This is a genomic window from Myceligenerans halotolerans (assembly GCF_054782975.1).
On sequence record NZ_BAAGRL010000034.1, the window covers coordinates 1 to 15,802 of the forward strand.

At 70.5% G+C, this 15,802-nt stretch carries 12 protein-coding genes; 2 read left to right on the forward strand and 10 right to left on the reverse strand.

Translation table 11 applies throughout. The features are described from left to right. Positions 1-847: 847 nt before the first annotated feature. Entirely contained in the window at positions 848-970 is a 123-nt protein-coding gene (locus ACYVK5_RS20235) for a hypothetical protein (protein ID WP_460707786.1), read from the forward strand. Positions 971-1,061: 91 nt separating this feature from the next. Here the strand turns inward: ACYVK5_RS20235 and ACYVK5_RS20240 are convergent, their stop codons facing one another. The 8 genes from ACYVK5_RS20240 to ACYVK5_RS20275 form a co-directional block, all read right to left on the reverse strand. Continuing rightward, positions 1,062-5,303, reverse strand: coding sequence for a ThuA domain-containing protein (locus ACYVK5_RS20240; RefSeq protein WP_460707787.1), 4,242 nt, complete (start codon positions 5,301-5,303; stop codon positions 1,062-1,064). A 75-nt stretch (positions 5,304-5,378) separates the two neighbouring features. Next, a complete protein-coding gene (locus ACYVK5_RS20245) occupies positions 5,379-6,257 on the reverse strand; it encodes a sugar phosphate isomerase/epimerase family protein (RefSeq protein ID WP_460707788.1) in 879 nt (292 codons plus the stop codon). Continuing rightward, on the reverse strand, positions 6,254-7,036 hold the full coding sequence (locus ACYVK5_RS20250) for an ABC transporter ATP-binding protein (RefSeq protein ID WP_460707789.1): 783 nt from the start codon (positions 7,034-7,036) through the stop codon (positions 6,254-6,256). The genes ACYVK5_RS20245 and ACYVK5_RS20250 overlap by 4 nt, the downstream gene beginning before the upstream one ends. 2 nt (positions 7,037-7,038) lie before the next feature. Then, a complete protein-coding gene (locus ACYVK5_RS20255; protein ID WP_460707790.1) occupies positions 7,039-7,833 on the reverse strand; it encodes an ABC transporter ATP-binding protein in 795 nt (264 codons plus the stop codon). After that, positions 7,830-9,317 carry an ABC transporter substrate-binding protein gene (locus ACYVK5_RS20260; protein WP_460707791.1) on the reverse strand — a complete coding sequence of 496 codons (1,488 nt, stop codon included), beginning with the start codon at positions 9,315-9,317 and terminating at the stop codon, positions 7,830-7,832. Before ACYVK5_RS20260 ends, ACYVK5_RS20255 begins: the two co-directional genes overlap by 4 nt. Further along, positions 9,314-10,369 (reverse strand): branched-chain amino acid ABC transporter permease, encoded by a 1,056-nt coding sequence (locus ACYVK5_RS20265; protein ID WP_460707792.1) that lies wholly within the window; start codon positions 10,367-10,369, stop codon positions 9,314-9,316. Before ACYVK5_RS20265 ends, ACYVK5_RS20260 begins: the two co-directional genes overlap by 4 nt. Then, entirely contained in the window at positions 10,366-11,442 is a 1,077-nt protein-coding gene (locus tag ACYVK5_RS20270) for a branched-chain amino acid ABC transporter permease (RefSeq protein ID WP_460707793.1), read from the reverse strand. The genes ACYVK5_RS20265 and ACYVK5_RS20270 overlap by 4 nt, the downstream gene beginning before the upstream one ends. After that, positions 11,442-12,551 (reverse strand): Gfo/Idh/MocA family protein, encoded by a 1,110-nt coding sequence (locus tag ACYVK5_RS20275; RefSeq protein ID WP_460707794.1) that lies wholly within the window; start codon positions 12,549-12,551, stop codon positions 11,442-11,444. The genes ACYVK5_RS20270 and ACYVK5_RS20275 overlap by 1 nt, the downstream gene beginning before the upstream one ends. 88 nt (positions 12,552-12,639) lie before the next feature. Here ACYVK5_RS20275 and ACYVK5_RS20280 point away from each other — a divergent pair, with 88 nt between their 5' ends. Continuing rightward, positions 12,640-13,818 (forward strand): XylR family transcriptional regulator, encoded by a 1,179-nt coding sequence (locus ACYVK5_RS20280; RefSeq protein ID WP_460707795.1) that lies wholly within the window; start codon positions 12,640-12,642, stop codon positions 13,816-13,818. 96 nt (positions 13,819-13,914) lie between these two features. Here ACYVK5_RS20280 and ACYVK5_RS20285 read toward each other — a convergent pair whose 3' ends face one another. Both ACYVK5_RS20285 and ACYVK5_RS20290 read right to left on the reverse strand, forming a co-directional pair. Further along, positions 13,915-14,916 carry a sugar phosphate isomerase/epimerase family protein gene (locus tag ACYVK5_RS20285; protein ID WP_460707796.1) on the reverse strand — a complete coding sequence of 334 codons (1,002 nt, stop codon included), beginning with the start codon at positions 14,914-14,916 and terminating at the stop codon, positions 13,915-13,917. Positions 14,917-14,977: 61 nt separating this feature from the next. Beyond that, positions 14,978-15,580: a hypothetical protein gene (locus ACYVK5_RS20290; RefSeq protein WP_460707797.1), complete on the reverse strand. Its 603-nt coding sequence runs from the start codon at positions 15,578-15,580 to the stop codon at positions 14,978-14,980. Between the last annotated feature and the right edge of the window lie 222 nt (positions 15,581-15,802).

Genomic DNA, 15,802 nt, shown 5'->3' on the forward strand with positions numbered 1-15,802 from the left:
CATAAAACATTGGCATTGACTATCAAGCACACTGTTGAGTTCTCAAACAACCGACGCACACCGTTCCGGTCCAAACCATGTGGTTTGACCCGAATCCGGGGCAACCTCTTAAACTTACCACCATCGATTCCGTCTCGCAAATCCCCAGATCATAATCTGAAGTCTGCTTCGAGACGGCGCGATGCCGCATGTCTCAGAGGAGAGAGTCAAACCCCGGCACGTCCAGCCGTTCACCTTGCGGTTCCTGGCTGTCCGTCTGCCCGTCGGGCTGACGTCGAGAACATTACACACGTCCGACCGCGCATGCCAAATCACGGCCGGCGCCTCGGACGCGCCGCGTCACCGCAGGTGAGTGGGCATTTTGAGGGCTCGTTGGCAATACCCGACCATTCCTTGTGACGGGCGCCACCGGACCTGACCCGCAGTTGCCCGCCATGGCGATCCGACTACTTCGAGCTCCCCGGATCCGGACGCCGATTTTGGCTTGCCGGCGGCACGGCAGGGGCCACCGGTCGGAGTGGCCGCGTCGTCGTACGCACGCGCCGGCCGCGGCCCCGCGCCGAAGGCGTCGGCACACAGCTGGGCGAAGTGCCTGACCACCGGCAGGGCCAGAGCCCAGCCCACCATCGCCCAGCCGAGATGCACGTACCCCAGCGCGCGGGCCACCGCCTCGACCCCTCGCACCTCGATACCCGCTGCCTCGTAGGGAGAGTCCACCACGCGAGAGCCAGCGCCGGTACCAGCGCCACCGCTACGCCCACCGCCTCGCCGAGCAACCAGTGCTCACCGAGCACCACCACGGGCGCACCCATCGGCATCAGTCCCAGATCCAGCCACACGAGCCCGGGTGAACCTGTTCTCCGTGATCGACCCGGACCAGTCCCGTACCGAGAGCGTCTTCGCCCCGGCCGGCCGCCTGGCGCCCCGCGCCAGGCTTCTCACCATGCGCCTGCCGGGAGCACGGCGCTGAATGCGGACGAGTGCTTCGCCCGCCTTCGCGCCGGACCGAAGCGGGCCCCCGCCGCCGAGGTGGCGGGGGCCCGCTTCAGGCCGTCACCGGGTCACTCGATGGACCATTGCTGCACGGTCAGCTCGTTGCATGTCCACAGCTGTGCCGGTGTGCCCGGCTCCGTGCCCCAGTCCGTGTCGTCCAGGCACAGGTCGTTGTGCCGGTTTCGGATCAGGTGGTGGCCGTCACCGTTCTCCTCGAGGGACCAATCCTGGTTGGCCCCTCCGTGGCAGGTCCACAGCACCACTTCGGTCCCCGGTTCGGTCCCCTCCCTGAAGGCGTCCAGGCACAGGTCGCTGTGCACGTTGCGGATCACGTGGTGGCCGTCACCCGAGTCCTCGAAGGACCAGTCCTGGTTCGCGCCGCCGTGACAGGTCCACAACACCACGTCGGTCCCCGGCTCGGTACCCCGGCCGAAACCATCCAGGCACAGGTCGCTGTGCACGTTGCGCAGCGCCTTCGCGCCCGGGGGCAGCGGGGCCGCAGGGGTGAGCTCCATCCAGTTCACCCGGACGGAGTTGTCCGGGAACACGAGGTGGAGCGGGAACGTGCCGCCGGTGGGCGGCAGGTCCACCGAGACGGTCTGCCAGGTGGCGGCCTCGCCGTCGAGCGTGAGCACCGCGTCGTTGCCGGCCGCGGAGGAGTCGACGACGACGGTCCCGCCGTCCTCCTCGAACTGGTACCAGGCGAGGTTACCGCCGCCGGAGGTCCCGCCCGGTTCGGCGACCAGCGACCCGATCTCCTCGGCGGTGAGCGCCCGGTCGAAGACGTTGAAGTCGTCGACCGCGCCGTCGAGCAGCGGGTCGGGCCACTGGGACCGGCCGATCCAGTTCTGCGGCGTCTGCCCCAGGTCCGCCGGGCTCAGCGTCATCTCGGTGTTGCTCCCGACCACTTCGCCGTCGAGGTAGAGCGTTCCCGTGGACCCCGAGAGCGTGACCGCGACATGGTGCCACCCGTCCGGCGGCAGCGCGGACGGAGCATTGATCTGCTGCTCCGCCGCGCTGCCGCCGGCCGTGATGGCGTACCGCAGGCTGTCGGTGCCCCCCGCGCTCGGCGTGAGGAACATGTAGGCGTCCGTGCCGGATCCGAAGTCGAAGATCCGTGCCCAGGTCTGCCCTCCGTCCCAGTTCACCCACGTGGAGATCGTGAAGTCCTCCACGCCGCTGACCACGCCCTGGGGCAGCTCGGTGTCCCGCAGCGCACCACCACCGTTGAGCGACACGGCACCGCCGAACCCGGCAGGCCCTTCGGACCAGCCGGCGTCGATCATCCCGGGAATCTCGGCGGTGGCCAGCAGCTCACCGTCGGGTGCGTCGCGCCGTACCTCGACGGTGGCGTCCTGCGCCGCCGCCGCCCGGAGCGTCATCGAGCCGACGCCGCCGAGATGGTACGGATCGTACGCCGCCCAGGCACCCGCCTGGCCCCGGATGGCTTCACCTCCCCCCGTCTCCGGATCGTTCGCGGCCGCGACGTCGATGTCCGACGCCTCGTCGTGGTGCTCCACCTCCTTGCGGGGCTGCTGCAGGACGTGGGTGACGGAACCCGTCAGCTCCGGCGCCCCCGGGTCTCCCCCGAGGTCGGTGTAGCTCGCGATGACGACGAGTGCGATGTCCGCGGCGTCGCCGTGCTCGGCGTCGGCTTGGGTGACGAGCACGCCCTCGCACCCGGTCTCCTGCTGCCCCGGGTGCACATGCGCGTTGCCGCCCTCGTCGTGGAACAGGCCCTGCTGAACCGTCACCCGCTCGCAGTCGATCGCGTCGCCGGAGCCGTCCTCGGGGTCCACCACGGAGACCTCGAACGGAATCTCGTCACCCCAGGAGAAGACCTGCCCGTTCGCTGGTGTCTCGATCGTCACCTCGGGGCGCGTGTTGCCGGCGGCGATGGTGAGGTTCGAGCTGTTGGACCGGCCGGACGGGTCGCTGACCGTCAGGCGTGCCGTGTACGCGCCCGGCTCCGTGTACGTGTGCGTCAGGTTCGGCTCGTCCGACGTCGTGCCATCGCCCAGGTCCCAGGCGTAGGTCAGCGGGTCGCCGTCCGGGTCGTGGCTGGTGTCCCCCGTGAAGGACACCGTCAGCGGTGTTGGGCCCGAGTCGACGTCGGCCGACGCCTCGGCCAACGGGGTCCGGGCGCCGTCGGTGTAGTTGATCCGGTACAGGCCGGAGTCCGGGTTCACCCCGCCGCCGCCGTAGTTGAAGTCGACCCCCCATTCGATGAGGTACATCGCGCCGTTCGGCCCGAACTCCATGTCGTGCGGGCTGCGGAACTCGGTGTTCGGCAGGAACCGCTCGAAGCCGGCGTAGTCGCCGTTCTCGTCCAGGCGAAGCGTACCGATCCAGTTCCGGGACCACTCCATGACGAACACGGCGTCGTCGTAGTACGCGGGGAACTGCCCGTCGCCGAGGAGGTCCGGATCGTCGTGGTAGACGTCGCCCGCGAACGCGGTGCGGCCGCCGCCCTCGGGGATCTCCGGGAACTCGGGGGACGAGCCGTAGGGGTAGTACACGAACGCGTCCTTCGCCGGAGGGACGACGTCGAGGCCCGTGTTGAACGGCGAGTCGTTGGCCGGGCCGGTCGCGCAGTCGAAGAGCTCACCCGGTGTCTCGGTGGCGAAGTCCCATTCCCGGTAGGGCTGGTTGTCGGCGATGCAGTACGGCCAGCCGTAGTTGCCCGCCTCGCGGATCTGGTTCCACTCGTCGTAGCCTCGCGGCCCGCGGTCCGGGTCGTCGCTCCCCGCGTCCGGACCGACCTCACCGGCGTAGACCCAGCCGGTCTCGTCGTCGACGGCGATCCGGAACGGGTTGCGGTGCCCCATGGTGTAGATCTCCGGCCGGGTACCTTCCGTACCCGGTGGGAACAGGTTCCCCTCCGGGATGGAGTACGTGCCGTCGTCCTCGGGGGTGATCCGCAGGATCTTGCCGCGCAGGTCGTTGGTGTTCCCGGACGTGCGCCGCGCGTCGTAGGCGTGCTGGGCGTCCTCGCTGACGTGGTCGTCGTGCACGCGACCGTCGATCGGCGCGAACCCGCCCGAGGCGAAGTGGGCGGTGTCGTCACCGGTGGAGGCCAGCAGATTGCCGTCCGGGTCGAAGGCCATCGAACCGGACGAGTGGCAGCACACCTCCCGCTGGTGGGTGAATTCCAGCAGGATCTTCTCGGACGTCATGTCCAGCGACTCGCCGTCGACGGTGAACCGTGCGATGCGCTGCACCTCCGGCTCCGGAGCACTGTAGAACAGGTACAGCCACTGGTTCGCGGCGAAGTCCGGATCGAGCGCGATCCCGAGCAGGCCGTTCTCGTTGCCGCGGTGCACCGGGATCTCGGCCACCTGGGTGACCGCACCCGTCTCGGGGTCGTACAGCTTGAGCGCACCACCCAGCTCGACGTAGAAGACGCGCCCGTCCGGCGCGACCGCGAGCTCCATCGGGTTCTCCGTGCTGTCGTCCAGCGTGACCTTCTCGAAGGAGGCCTCCGCCGGCAGGCCGCCGCGCGGCTCACCGCAGTCGCCCTCCGCGGCGCCGGCCGCCCACTGGATACCGCCGAGGATGTGATCGCGCAGCAGCGGCTCGTCGTAGTACTCGGCCTCGTGCCCGAGCGCGGAGTACCAGCTGCGGCCGCCGTCGTAGCTCGAGCACCACGCGATCGGGTGGTCCCCACCCATCGCGTCCGGTCCCGGGTCGTAGGTCGACTCGTCCAGGGTGGCCAGGACGTGGACGTCGTCCCGCGGGTTCGCGGTGAAGTTGTACCACTCGTCGGTCCGCACCCACTCGGCCGGCAGCCCCGCCGTCGACGGATGCGTCGCGTCCTCGATGCGGACGGTCGCCTCCTGGAACTGGTCGTCCCCGGACGGGTGGCTCTTGAAGAACGCTCCGCCCATGAGATCGGACCACCACGGCCAGTCCGTCTTGTCCATGTTCGACGACGAGTGCAGCCCGACGACGCCGCCGCCGTCCTGCACGAACGCCTCGAAGGCCGACCGCTGCTCGGCATCCAGCGTGTCCTCGCCATCCGTGAACAGCACGACCGCCTCGTAGTCCGCCAGGGTCCCGTCGGTGAAGACCGCGGCGTCCTCGCTCGCCGACACCGAGAAGTCGTGGTCGGCTCCGAGCTCTTCGACGGCGGAGATCGCCGCCGGGATCGAGTCGTGCCGGAACCCCGTCGTCTTGTGGAAGAACAGCACGTCGAAGTCGTGCTCGTGACCCTCGTGCGCCTGAGCCGCGCTGAACGCGGCCCCGGCCAGGGCCGACGCCAGCATTGCCGTTGCTGTGACACCTGCGATGAATCGATTGCGTCTTTGCATGATCCCCTCACCGTGTTTCATTGTCGGTGCGGTGGCGGCACGTCGCCGGCCACCGCGAACCCCCCGCAGGCGCTGTCAGTGCACCGGCGCCTCCTCTCCGACGAGCCCGGTCAGGAACGCGAGACCGTCGAGCGCGATCGCGTCCTGGTCCGCCGCGAGCGGCCGCCAGATCGCCGCCGCGGTGGCGATCGAGTCGTTGTCCCCGGTGAACGACTCGATGTTCAGCGGACCGTCGTAGCCGACATCGTCGAGCGCTGACAGGAAGCCACGCCAGTCGATGTGGTCGGCCCCGGGTGCGCCGCGGTCGTTCGCGCAGACCTGCACGTGCGCGACCCTCGAGCCCGCCCGCCGGACCGCCGCGGGCAGGTCCTGCTCCTCGATGTTCATGTGGAAGGTGTCCAGGGCCAGCCCGCACGCCTCGGGCGCCAGTCCCTCGACGGCCTCGAGCGCCTGCTCGACGGTGTTGAGCAGGCTCGTCTCGAACCGGTTGAGGGGTTCGACGGCGACGACGGCACCAGCCGCGCGCGCATGCTCCACGACCGGCGCCAGCCCGTCCCGCAGCTGCAGGTAGCAGGCACTCCGCTCTGCGGGCGACATCCGCCACGTGCGACCCACCGAAGCGTAGGCGGGCCCGGCGACCACCCGCGCCGAGACGGCGTGCGCCATGTCGACGACACGTCGCATGTAGTCGCGGGTCGCGGTGATCGTCGCGCGGTCCGCCGCGACGAGCTCCCGGCCCGGCGCCATGGCGAGCACCAGCGTAGGTGTCAGGCCCAGCGAGTCGAGCAGCTTCGCCGTGCGGACGGGGTTCCAGTCGTCGACGTTCTCCACGGGCAGCTCGATCGAGTCGAACCCCCACCCAGCGATGCGCGGCGCGAGCTCGGCCAGGCGCTCGTCCGTGAGCGGCGAGCACCACACCCAGGTGTTCACTCCGAAAGTTCTCGGTGCCTTCATCCGTCCTCCAACGACGTGTCCCGGCGCACGGGGCCGGGTGCTTGCTCACCTACGGTTTCTTCCGTGCCGACCCCCAGGTACCGGGCCTGCAGGTCCGGGCGCCGCAGCAGCTCGTCCCCGGAGAACTCGGCCTCGATACGGCCGGACACCATGACGAGCTGGCGGTCGGCCATGCGGACGGCGGCACGCAGGTTCTGCTCGACGACGAGCACGGCCACCCCTTCGCCGACCAGGTGGCGCACGGCGTCGACGAGCACGTCGACGACGGCGGGAGCCAGCCCCTCGGACGGTTCGTCCATCACCACCAGGTGGGCGTTCAGCAGGAGCGCGCGCCCGACGGCGAGCATCTGCTGCTCGCCGCCGGACAGGTCGCCCCCGCGGTTCTTCTTGCGCTCAGCCAGACGTGGGAACAGCTCGTAGACCGCCTCGGGGGTCCAGCGTTTGCCGCGCGCCCGCCGTGCCAGCATGGCGAGGTGCTCGTCGACCGTGAGCGACGAGAACAACCGGCGCCCCTGGGGGACGTAGGCGATCCCCGCCCGTGCGATCCGCTCCGGGGTGAGCCCGCCGATCCGGCGGCCCCGCAGCGTGATCTCCCCGGCCGACGGAGGGACGAACCCCACCAGGGTGTCGCAGAGCGTCGTCTTGCCCATACCGTTGCGCCCGACGACGCCGACCGACTCGACGCCCATGTGCAGGCCGACGCCGTCCAGCACGGTCGACGCCCCGTACCCGGCGGACAGCCCCTCCACCCGGAGCAGGGGCTCGCTGGTCTCACCCACGGTCATCCCTCCGTCCCGAGATAGATCGCGTGCACCGTCGGGTCGCTGCGCACCTCGTCCGGCGGCCCCTCGGCGACGAGCTCGCCGTCGGCCATGACGACGACCCGCTGCGCCACGGCGAAGGCCACGTCCATGTCGTGCTCGATGAGCAGCAGCGTCACCCCGTCGGCCAGCGAGGTCAGCAGCTCCGTGAGCCGTTCCCGCTCGCCGCGGGACAGGCCGGACGCCGGTTCGTCCAGGAGCAGGACCTCCGGCCGGCAGGCCATGGCCATACCGAGCTCGAGCTGCCGCCGCCGGCCGTGGGACAGCTCACCGGCGGTCGCGTCGAGGTCGCCGGCAAGCCAGACGCTCTCGGCGACCTCGTCTGCGACGGTCTCCATCTGCCGGTCCGCCCGCGACCGCCAGAGCGGCCACTGATGCCGCCTCGGCCCGGCGACGGCGAGGTACAGGTTCTCCCGGACCGTCAGTCCGCCGAAGCTGCGTGCCTTCTGGTAGGTCCGTGCCATCCCCAGCCGGGGCCGGTGCCGCGACGGGACGAAGCTGCAGTCGTGTCCCTTGATCGACACCGTGCCCTCGGTCGGGGTGAGATCCCCGGCGATCACGTTGAACAGGGTCGACTTCCCGGCCCCGTTCGGCCCGAGGATCGCCAGCCGTTCGCCGGCCGGGACGTCGAGGTCGACGCCCCGCAGGGCACGCAGCCCGCCGAACGCGACGACGAGCGAGCGCACCTGGACGGCCAGGTCGGTGACGAGCGATTCCGCGTGCTCCGGGGCGACGCGCTGCACGGTGGCCGTCACCGCTGCGGGACGCCGTCGACGACGGGGATCGCGTTGCCCTCCCAGGGCAGTTCACGTTCCTCGCAGCCGGGGAAGTCGCGCGAGGGCGACGGCGTGTCCGGGCTGAACGTCCCGCCGAAGGTCTGGTCCACGCCGGGGATGACGGCCACGGTCTCCTGCTCGATCTCCCCCGCGTCGTTGACGACGAGCTGGGACAGCCCGACGTCGACGATGCCGCTGCGGTTCTCGTCCAGTCGCATCGGGCCGTAGGGCAGGTCGAGCTCGAGGCCGGCCATCGCCGCCTGCAGCGCCGCCGGGTCCGATGCGTCTCCGCCGGTCTCCGCGAGCGCCTCGACCAGGGCCACGCCGGCCGAGTAGTAGCCGTAGAAGAACCCGAACGCGGCCGCCACCGACGGCGACGCCGGCTCGTTGTCGGACAGTGCCCCGGGCAGGGTGTCCCAGGTGGCGTCGGCACTCGCGAGGTACTCCTCGATCTGCGGGGTGTGCACGTCCCCGGGGAACGTGGCGAAGCCTCCGACGTACGCTCCGGCGATGTCCGTGCCGAGCGCCTGGGCGAGGTCCGGGTTGAAGAAGAAGTTGCCCGCGTGCTGGTCGCCGGTCAGGTCGCCCTTGCCGTTGACGAACGCCTCGAGGGAGGCCTGGGTGCCGGTACCGCCGACGGCCCAGAAGTACCCGTCGACCTCGTCCGGGCTCGGGAGCTGCGCGATGTAGGACGAGTAGTCCGTGGTGCCCAGCGGCGGGTAGACCCGGTGCGTGACCTCGCCCCCGACGGCGCAGAAGTCGGCGATGAATCCCGCTGACGACGTGTGCCCGAAGCTGTAGTCGTCGGCGATGACCGCGACGGTGTCCCAGCCCTGCTCGTTGTGCAGGATGTCGCCCATCCCGGCGTTCCAGATCGCGCCGTCCCCGTACCACCGGAAGTAGTTGGGTGCCTGCACGTGCAGGGTCTGCTCCTGCGAACCGGAGATCCCGGCGAGGACGGTCAGGTCGGGGTTGGCCTTCGCGTACTCGGCGACGGCGAGTCCCTCGTCGCCGGAGAGCGGGCCGATGATCACGTTCGCGCCCTGCTGCTCGACGAGGCGGCGGGTCTCCTCGAGGATGCGGTCGGCGGTGTCGTTGCCGCAGCCGATGCCGACGAGCTCGATGGCCGTGCCGTTCACCTCGGCTCCGGAGAAGCCGTCCAGGGCACTGGTCGTGGAGCTCACCATGGCGCCGGCGTGGTTCACCATCGCGAGTGCGACGCCACCCACGACGTCCTCGTGGAAGCCGCCGAACGGGCCTTCGCACTGGCCGAGGATGCCGAGGCGGACGGCGCCGTCGTCGGCGGGTGCGGCGCCGTCGTCGGACCGTGCGGTTCCGCCGTCGGCGGGCAGCCCGTCGCCTGCTCCGGCTCCGGCGTCGGAGCAGGCGGCTGCGGCCAGTACGAGACCTGCGGCCATGGCGGCGGCGAACGTCCGTGTCCTGCGTGGTCGGGTGATGGTCATGGGTTCTCTCCTGTCGGTGTGGCTTGCGGCCGGCTGAGGTCGGCCGATGGTGCGGTTCGCGCCCGTGACGGGCGAAGGCGGTGGCGGATCTTCTCAGCGATGCCCGCGAGACCTTCCGGCGAGAGCACCATGATCAGGAGCACCACCGTGCCGATCACGGTGTTGAGCCGGGCCTCGGTGATCCCGATCTGGTCCGCCAGGGGGATGTCCCGGAGATAGGTGAAGACCAGGACATAGACGAAGGCGCCCAGCCAGGCGCCCTCGATGTAGGAGATGCCGCCGATGACGGCCATGATCAGCAGGATCAGGCTGGGGTCGAGCGCGATGGAGGCGGGGTCGATCTGCCCGTTCCACCAGACGTTCAGGACTCCGGCGAGCCCGGCGACGAACCCGGCCAGGGTGAAGGCGGCCGTCCGGTGCAGGGGGACGTTGAACCCCAGGGACGCCATCCGGACCGGGTCGTCGCGCACGCCCTGCAACGCCAGGCCGAACGGGGTCCGGCGGATCGCGCGGAATCCGGCGTAGGTGACGGCGGACAGCAGCACGGCGGCGTAGTAGAGACTGACCGGTGCCGACATGAGCTCGGGCCGGGGGATGCTCGTGAGGCCGCTCGGGCCGGAGAGCTCGACGATCTGCGCGAAGACGAAGAAGCCGATCACCGTGTAGACCATCGTCAGCATCAGGAAGTAGAGCCCGGTCATCCGGCTCGCGAGCCCGCCGAGCACCGCCGCGACCGCCGTCGTGACGACGACCGCGAAGACGACCGACGGCCACGGCCCGAGCCCCAGGTTGAGCCCCCGGGCGCCGTCGGTCAGGACGGCGTTGCCGTACATGAATCCGGCGATCCCGAAGAACAGGAACTGCGCCAGCGACACGAGACCGCCGTACCGGGCCAGGAAGATGATCGACGCGGCGGCGACGCCGAGCACCAGGGTCTTGGTCATCACGAAGTTGATGAAGAACGCGGGGGCGAGCGCCGGCAGCACCAGCAGCACCCCGGCCAGGGCAAGGAGCGAGATCATCCCCCGCCGGGTGGTGCGGGACCAGGTCATGACGCCCTCCCGAGGAGTCCCTGCGGGCGGGCCGCCAGCACCAGGGCCAGGACGGCGAACGTCACGATGATCGCGTAGAACGAGTACTGCGCCGGAAGGTACGCGGGGGCGAAGGCCACGACGGTGCCGTACAGCAGCGACCCCGCGACCGCGCCCCGGAACGAACCGAGCCCGCCGATGATCACGACGACGAGGGAGTTCAGCAGCCAGTCGGCGTCCGTGCCCGGGGCGGCTCCCGCGAAGGATGCGCCCAGCACCCCGCCGAAGCCGGCGAGGAACGAGCCCACGAGGAAGGTCACCGCGAAGACGAGCCTGATGTTGATGCCCAGCCCGCGGACCATCTGCCGGTCGTCGACACCGGCGCGGATCACCAGGCCGAAGCTGGTCCGGTGCAGCAGCAGCCACAGCAGGACGCCGACGACGACGGCGACCGCGAGCATGAACAACCGGCTCAGCGCGTAGCGCTCGCCGAACACCGTGAAGAAGTGGGTCACCGCGCCGGGCCACACCATCCGGCCGGCCAGCCCGCCGAACACGCGGAGCATCTGGTCGGCGAGCACGACCGTGATGGCGAGCGTGATGAGCGCCTGACGGAGCTCCTGCCCCTCGTTCCACTGCAGGAACACCTGCTGGATGACCAGGCCCAGTACCGCCGCGACCGTCGCGCCGGCGAGCGCCGGCACGACCCAGTCGAGGATGCCGACGTCCGAGGCGTCGATGTTGCGGGTGCGACCGGTCATCGCCTCCTGGACGCGGATCGCCACGTAGGCGGCCAGGAGGAACAGCGATCCGTGCGCCATGTTGACCGTGCGCATGAGCCCGAAGATCAGCGTGAACCCGGACGCCGCGACGAACAGCAGGCCACCGAACGTCAGGGCATCCAGCAGGGTCACGAGGAACGTGCCCGGGTTCTGCGCGGCGGGGCCGGCCGGCGTGTCCGTGGCGACGAACACCACCCAGGTGGCCGCCGCCGCGGCGACCACGGCTCCCAGGAGGCCGGGGAGCTGTCGTCGTACTTCCTGGCGCCGGACCGGGGCGGCCATCTGGGTGGTCCGCTGTGCCGTGGCAGTCATCACGGTACGTCCGCGTAGTCCGGAACGGTGACCCGTGCGCCGTCGCGCATGGCGGAGTCGTGGGCGCAGATTCCGACGGACGTCCAGTTCGCGGCCGTCACCTCGTCGACGGCGGGTGCCCGGCCCTCGGCGATGCTCCGGACGAATTCGTGCACCAGGTGCGGGTGGGAGCCGCCGTGACCGGCGCCCTGGACGAACGAGAGATGCTCGTTCTCGTCGTCGTAGACACCGTGGGTGGTGAACGGCGCGATCTCCGGCGGCAGGCGGTGGGCGAAGTCGGGAATCTCGATGCGCTTCGGCGTCTCACCGACGTGCAGTACGTGCCCCGCTCCCTGCGTCTGTTCCCACTCGAAGGTGGCCCGGTCGCCGAAGACCGCGAAGTTCTCGACGTACTCTCGTGCCGTCTCGAACAGCGAGCGTGCGATCTCGGCGCCGGCCTCGGAGTCGCGGAGGGTCAGCAGCGCGCTCTCCACGGCGAACGGTGATCCGTAGTGTGCTTCCAGGTCCGGTGCGATGCGGCCCGACCCGAGGCAGACCACGCTCTCCGCGAGCGTATCCGCGAGCGCGAGCACCGGGCTCACCGCGTGCGTGGCGTAGTACATGGGAGGCAGGCCTTCCCAGTAGCCGGGCCAGCCGGCCATCTCCTGGTGGTGTGCCCCCCGGAGGAACTGGATCCGCCCGATCGTGCCGTCGGCGACGAGGTCCTGGACGTGGAGGAACTCTCGCGAGTACACGACCGTCTCCATCATCATGTACGTCTTGCCTGATTTGCGAACCGCGGCGACGATGGCCCGGCACTCGTCGAGCGTCGTCGCCATGGGTACCGTGCATGCCACGTGTTTGCCGGCCTGCAGGGCGGCGATCGTGTGCTCGGCATGCGCGGCGATCGGGGTGTTGATGTGGACGGCATCGATGTCGGGGTCGCGGAGCATCTCGCGATAGCTGGTGTACCGGTGAGGGACCCCGAAGGCGTCCGCGACGCGGTTCAGGGCGGCCTCCGACCGCTGACACACGGCGACCAGCTCGGCATCGGGGTGGGCCTGGTAGATCGGGATGAACTCGGCTCCGAACCCGAGCCCGGCGATCGCGACCCGAATGTTCTCAGTCAACGTTGACCTCCTTGGGTTGCCACCACGCTAGAGAGCTGCCCCGGGGGGACTCCATGCGTGATCACGCATGGATGCTTAGATATTTCACATGGCCTCCGAACGGACTCGTCACGTCGCGTTGCTGATCGAGACCTCGAACGCATACGCCCGCGCCCTGCTGACTGGTGTGCACCGATACGCCGAGGACAGGGGCGGCTGGTCGATGTACCTGGGCGAGCACAGCCGCCAGGAGACCGACTTCTCGTGGCTCGACGGCTGGCGCGGCGACGGCGTGCTGGCGCGCATCGAGAACAAGGCGACGGCGCAGATCGTCCAGCGGCTCGGCCTTCCGACGGTCGATCTCAGCGCGGCGCGGCTCCTGCCGGCCCTGCCCGGGGTCGAGACCGACGACGACACGATCGCCCGGTGGGCGGTCGAGCACTTCGAGCAGCGGGGACTGCGGCACTTCGCCTACTGCGGCGACCACCGCTTCGCGTGGGCCCTCAAACGGGGTGCGTGGTTCGCCGAGCATGTGCGCCGGCGCGGCCTGAGCTCCCACGAGTTCCAGATGGTGCCGTCCGGGCGGCGGGCGGCCGACCGCGCCCGGCTTGCCGGCTGGCTCGCCGAGCTGCCGAGGCCGGTCGGGGTGCTGGCGTGCTACGACATCGCGGGGCAAGAAGTGCTGGAAGCCTGCACGATCGCGGGTCTTGCCGTGCCGGACGAGGTCGCCGTCGTCGGCGTCGACAACGACGAGCTCATCGCCGGCCTGACGTCGCCCCCGTTGTCCAGCATCGAGCCGGGCGCTGTCCGGATGGGGCACCTGGCTGCCCGGCTCCTGGACAAGATCATGAACGGAGAGCCGATCGAACCGGGCCTGCGGCTGATCGACCCGATCCGTGTGGTGACAAGACAGTCGTCCGACGTCCTGGCCGTCGACGATCCCATCGTCGTCGAGGCGCTCCGGTTCATCCGGGACAACGCCGACAAGGACATCAAGGTGGGGGCGGTGCTGCGGGAGGTGGGACTCTCCCGGCGGGCCCTGGACCATCGGTTCGGCAAGCTTCTCGGCCGTTCCGTGCACGCTGAGATCACTCGTGTCCGGATGGCACGTGTCGCGGACATGCTGTCGTCGACCGACTGGACGCTGCCACGTATCGCGGACCGGCTCTCCTTCAAGCATTCGGAGTACATGAGCGTCGCGTTCAAGAAGTACACCGGCAGCTCACCGGGCGCGTACCGGCGCACCGTCAACAAAGGCGTCGCCCTACCGGACGCCGACCCTGGCTGACCGAACGGCGTCGCCGGCCGTCAGCCCCGGTAGCGGGTCCCAGCAGGCTCGACCACCAGGTGGCCGATCCCGCCGAGACCTGCTACCGGAACTACCTCACTTGGTAGAGAAGGCCGCGTCGAAGGCCGCCTCCGGGGCGTCGAAGGCGAGGCGGCGCACGAGTTCGAGCGCCTCGGGCGCGCCGAGGAGCCGGTCCATGCCGGCGTCCTCCCATTCCACGGAGATCGGGCCTTCGTAGCCGATCGTGTTGAGCATCCGGAAGGCGTCCTCCCAGGGGACGTCCCCGTGCCCGGTGGAGATGAAGTCCCAGCCGCGCCGGGGGTCGGCCCACGGGAGGTGGGAGCCGAGGCGGCCGTTGCGGCCGTTCGTCATCCGCTTCTTGGTGTCCTTGCAGTCCACGTGGTAGATCCGGTCGCGGAAGTCCCACAGGAACGCCACCGGGTCCAGGTCCTGCCACACCATGTGCGACGGGTCCCAGTTCAGGCCGAACGCCTCCCGGTGCCCGATCGCCTCGAGCGCGGCGACGGTGGTCCAGTAGTCGTAGGCGATCTCGCTCGGGTGCACCTCGTGGGCGAACCGCACCCCCACCTCGTCGAACACGTCGAGGATCGGGTTCCAGCGGTCGGCGAAGTCCTGGTAGCCGGCCTCGATCATGTCGGCGGAGGCCGGCGGGAACATCGCGACGTACTTCCAGATCGACGACCCGGTGAACCCGACGACCGTCTTCACCCCGAGCTTCGCGGCGAGCCGGGCGGTGCACTTCATCTCCTCGGCCGCGCGCTGCCGCACGCCTTCCGGGTCGCCGTCGCCCCACACGCGGTCGGACAGGATGTCGCGGTGGCGCTGATCGATCGGGTCGTCGCACACCGCCTGTCCCTTGAGATGGTTGCTGATCGCCCAGACCTGGAGCCCGTGCCGCTCCAGCAGCTCGCGCCGCCCGGCCACGTACTCGTCGTCGTCCCACCGCCAGGGGTCGAGGTGGTCGCCCCAGCAGGCCAGCTCGAGTCCGTCGTAGCCCCAGCCGGCCGCGAGCCGGGCGACCTCCTCCAGTGGCAGATCGGCCCACTGGCCGGTGAACAGCGTGATCGGTCGTGCCATCGTGTTCTCCTCCTCTACGTGACGATCCGGCGTCGCCGGGTCGTCCCCTGTCGGTCTTCGGTCACGCCGCGCGCCTGCGCAGGACGACGACGGCCGTCACCGCTCCGGCGACGACGAGTCCGCCCAGCGCCCAGCCGGTCCATCCCGGCATGCCGGCGGCCGTCGGCGACCCGTCCGCGGTGCGCGCGGCCGCCTCGGCGCCGTCCGTCTCCGCGGCGGGCGGGTCGGCGGCAGGCGCCTCGGAGTGCTCGGACTGCTCGGGTTCGGACGGCTCGGCGCTCGGTGGTGCCACGACGTCGAGCTCGGTCTCGGCCTTCGCCTTCCGTGGTTCCTTCACCCGCGCGGTCACGGTCCAGTGCCCTTCGTCGAGCAGCGCGGGCTCCGAGCGGTACCAGCCGACGCCTTCCGAGGCGGAGGCGAGCGTGACCGGACCGACCTCCTCGCCCGTGCCGGAGACCGCCCGCACCACCACGACGGCCGACTCCTCGACGGGGTGTCCGTCCCTCGCCCAGGTCACCGTCGCGGAGATGCCACCGGCGCCGTCCGTGCCGAGGTCGATGTCGATCGGGCCGCCGTGAGCCGCCGCGGGAGCCGTGGCGGCGGGCCCGACGGCGAGTCCGAGCGCCAGCGCGAGCGCCACGCCGAGACGTGTGAACCGTCGCATGGTCGTTCCTCTCCGGGTTGTCGGGGGTGGCCCCCGTGGGGCCTCGGCACGGGGCCGGAGCGCGTCCACCCCGTGCCGAGGGTAGGCCGGTGGTGACCGGCCCTGCCGTCGGCCTTCATCGCACCCCGGGACGGCCCTGGGCCGGGGCCGTCGGTGGGGCGTTCAGCGCGGTGCCGGCCGACGGCGGTCGGCGGGGCGTGCACCGGCGGGCCGGTGCACGCC

Bases quoted from the DNA above. Each gene is read 5' to 3' on its own strand.
- ACYVK5_RS20240 (WP_460707787.1), bottom strand. From the start codon at position 5,303: ATGCAAAGACGCAATCGATTCATCGCAGGTGTCACAGCAACGGCAATG.
- ACYVK5_RS20265 (WP_460707792.1), bottom strand. From the start codon at position 10,369: ATGACCTGGTCCCGCACCACCCGGCGGGGGATGATCTCGCTCCTTGCC.
- ACYVK5_RS20280 (WP_460707795.1), top strand. From the start codon at position 12,640: ATGGCCTCCGAACGGACTCGTCACGTCGCGTTGCTGATCGAGACCTCG.
- ACYVK5_RS20270 (WP_460707793.1), bottom strand. From the start codon at position 11,442: ATGACTGCCACGGCACAGCGGACCACCCAGATGGCCGCCCCGGTCCGG.
- ACYVK5_RS20285 (WP_460707796.1), bottom strand. From the start codon at position 14,916: ATGGCACGACCGATCACGCTGTTCACCGGCCAGTGGGCCGATCTGCCA.
- ACYVK5_RS20260 (WP_460707791.1), bottom strand. From the start codon at position 9,317: ATGACCATCACCCGACCACGCAGGACACGGACGTTCGCCGCCGCCATG.
- ACYVK5_RS20245 (WP_460707788.1), bottom strand. From the start codon at position 6,257: ATGAAGGCACCGAGAACTTTCGGAGTGAACACCTGGGTGTGGTGCTCG.
- ACYVK5_RS20290 (WP_460707797.1), bottom strand. From the start codon at position 15,580: ATGCGACGGTTCACACGTCTCGGCGTGGCGCTCGCGCTGGCGCTCGGA.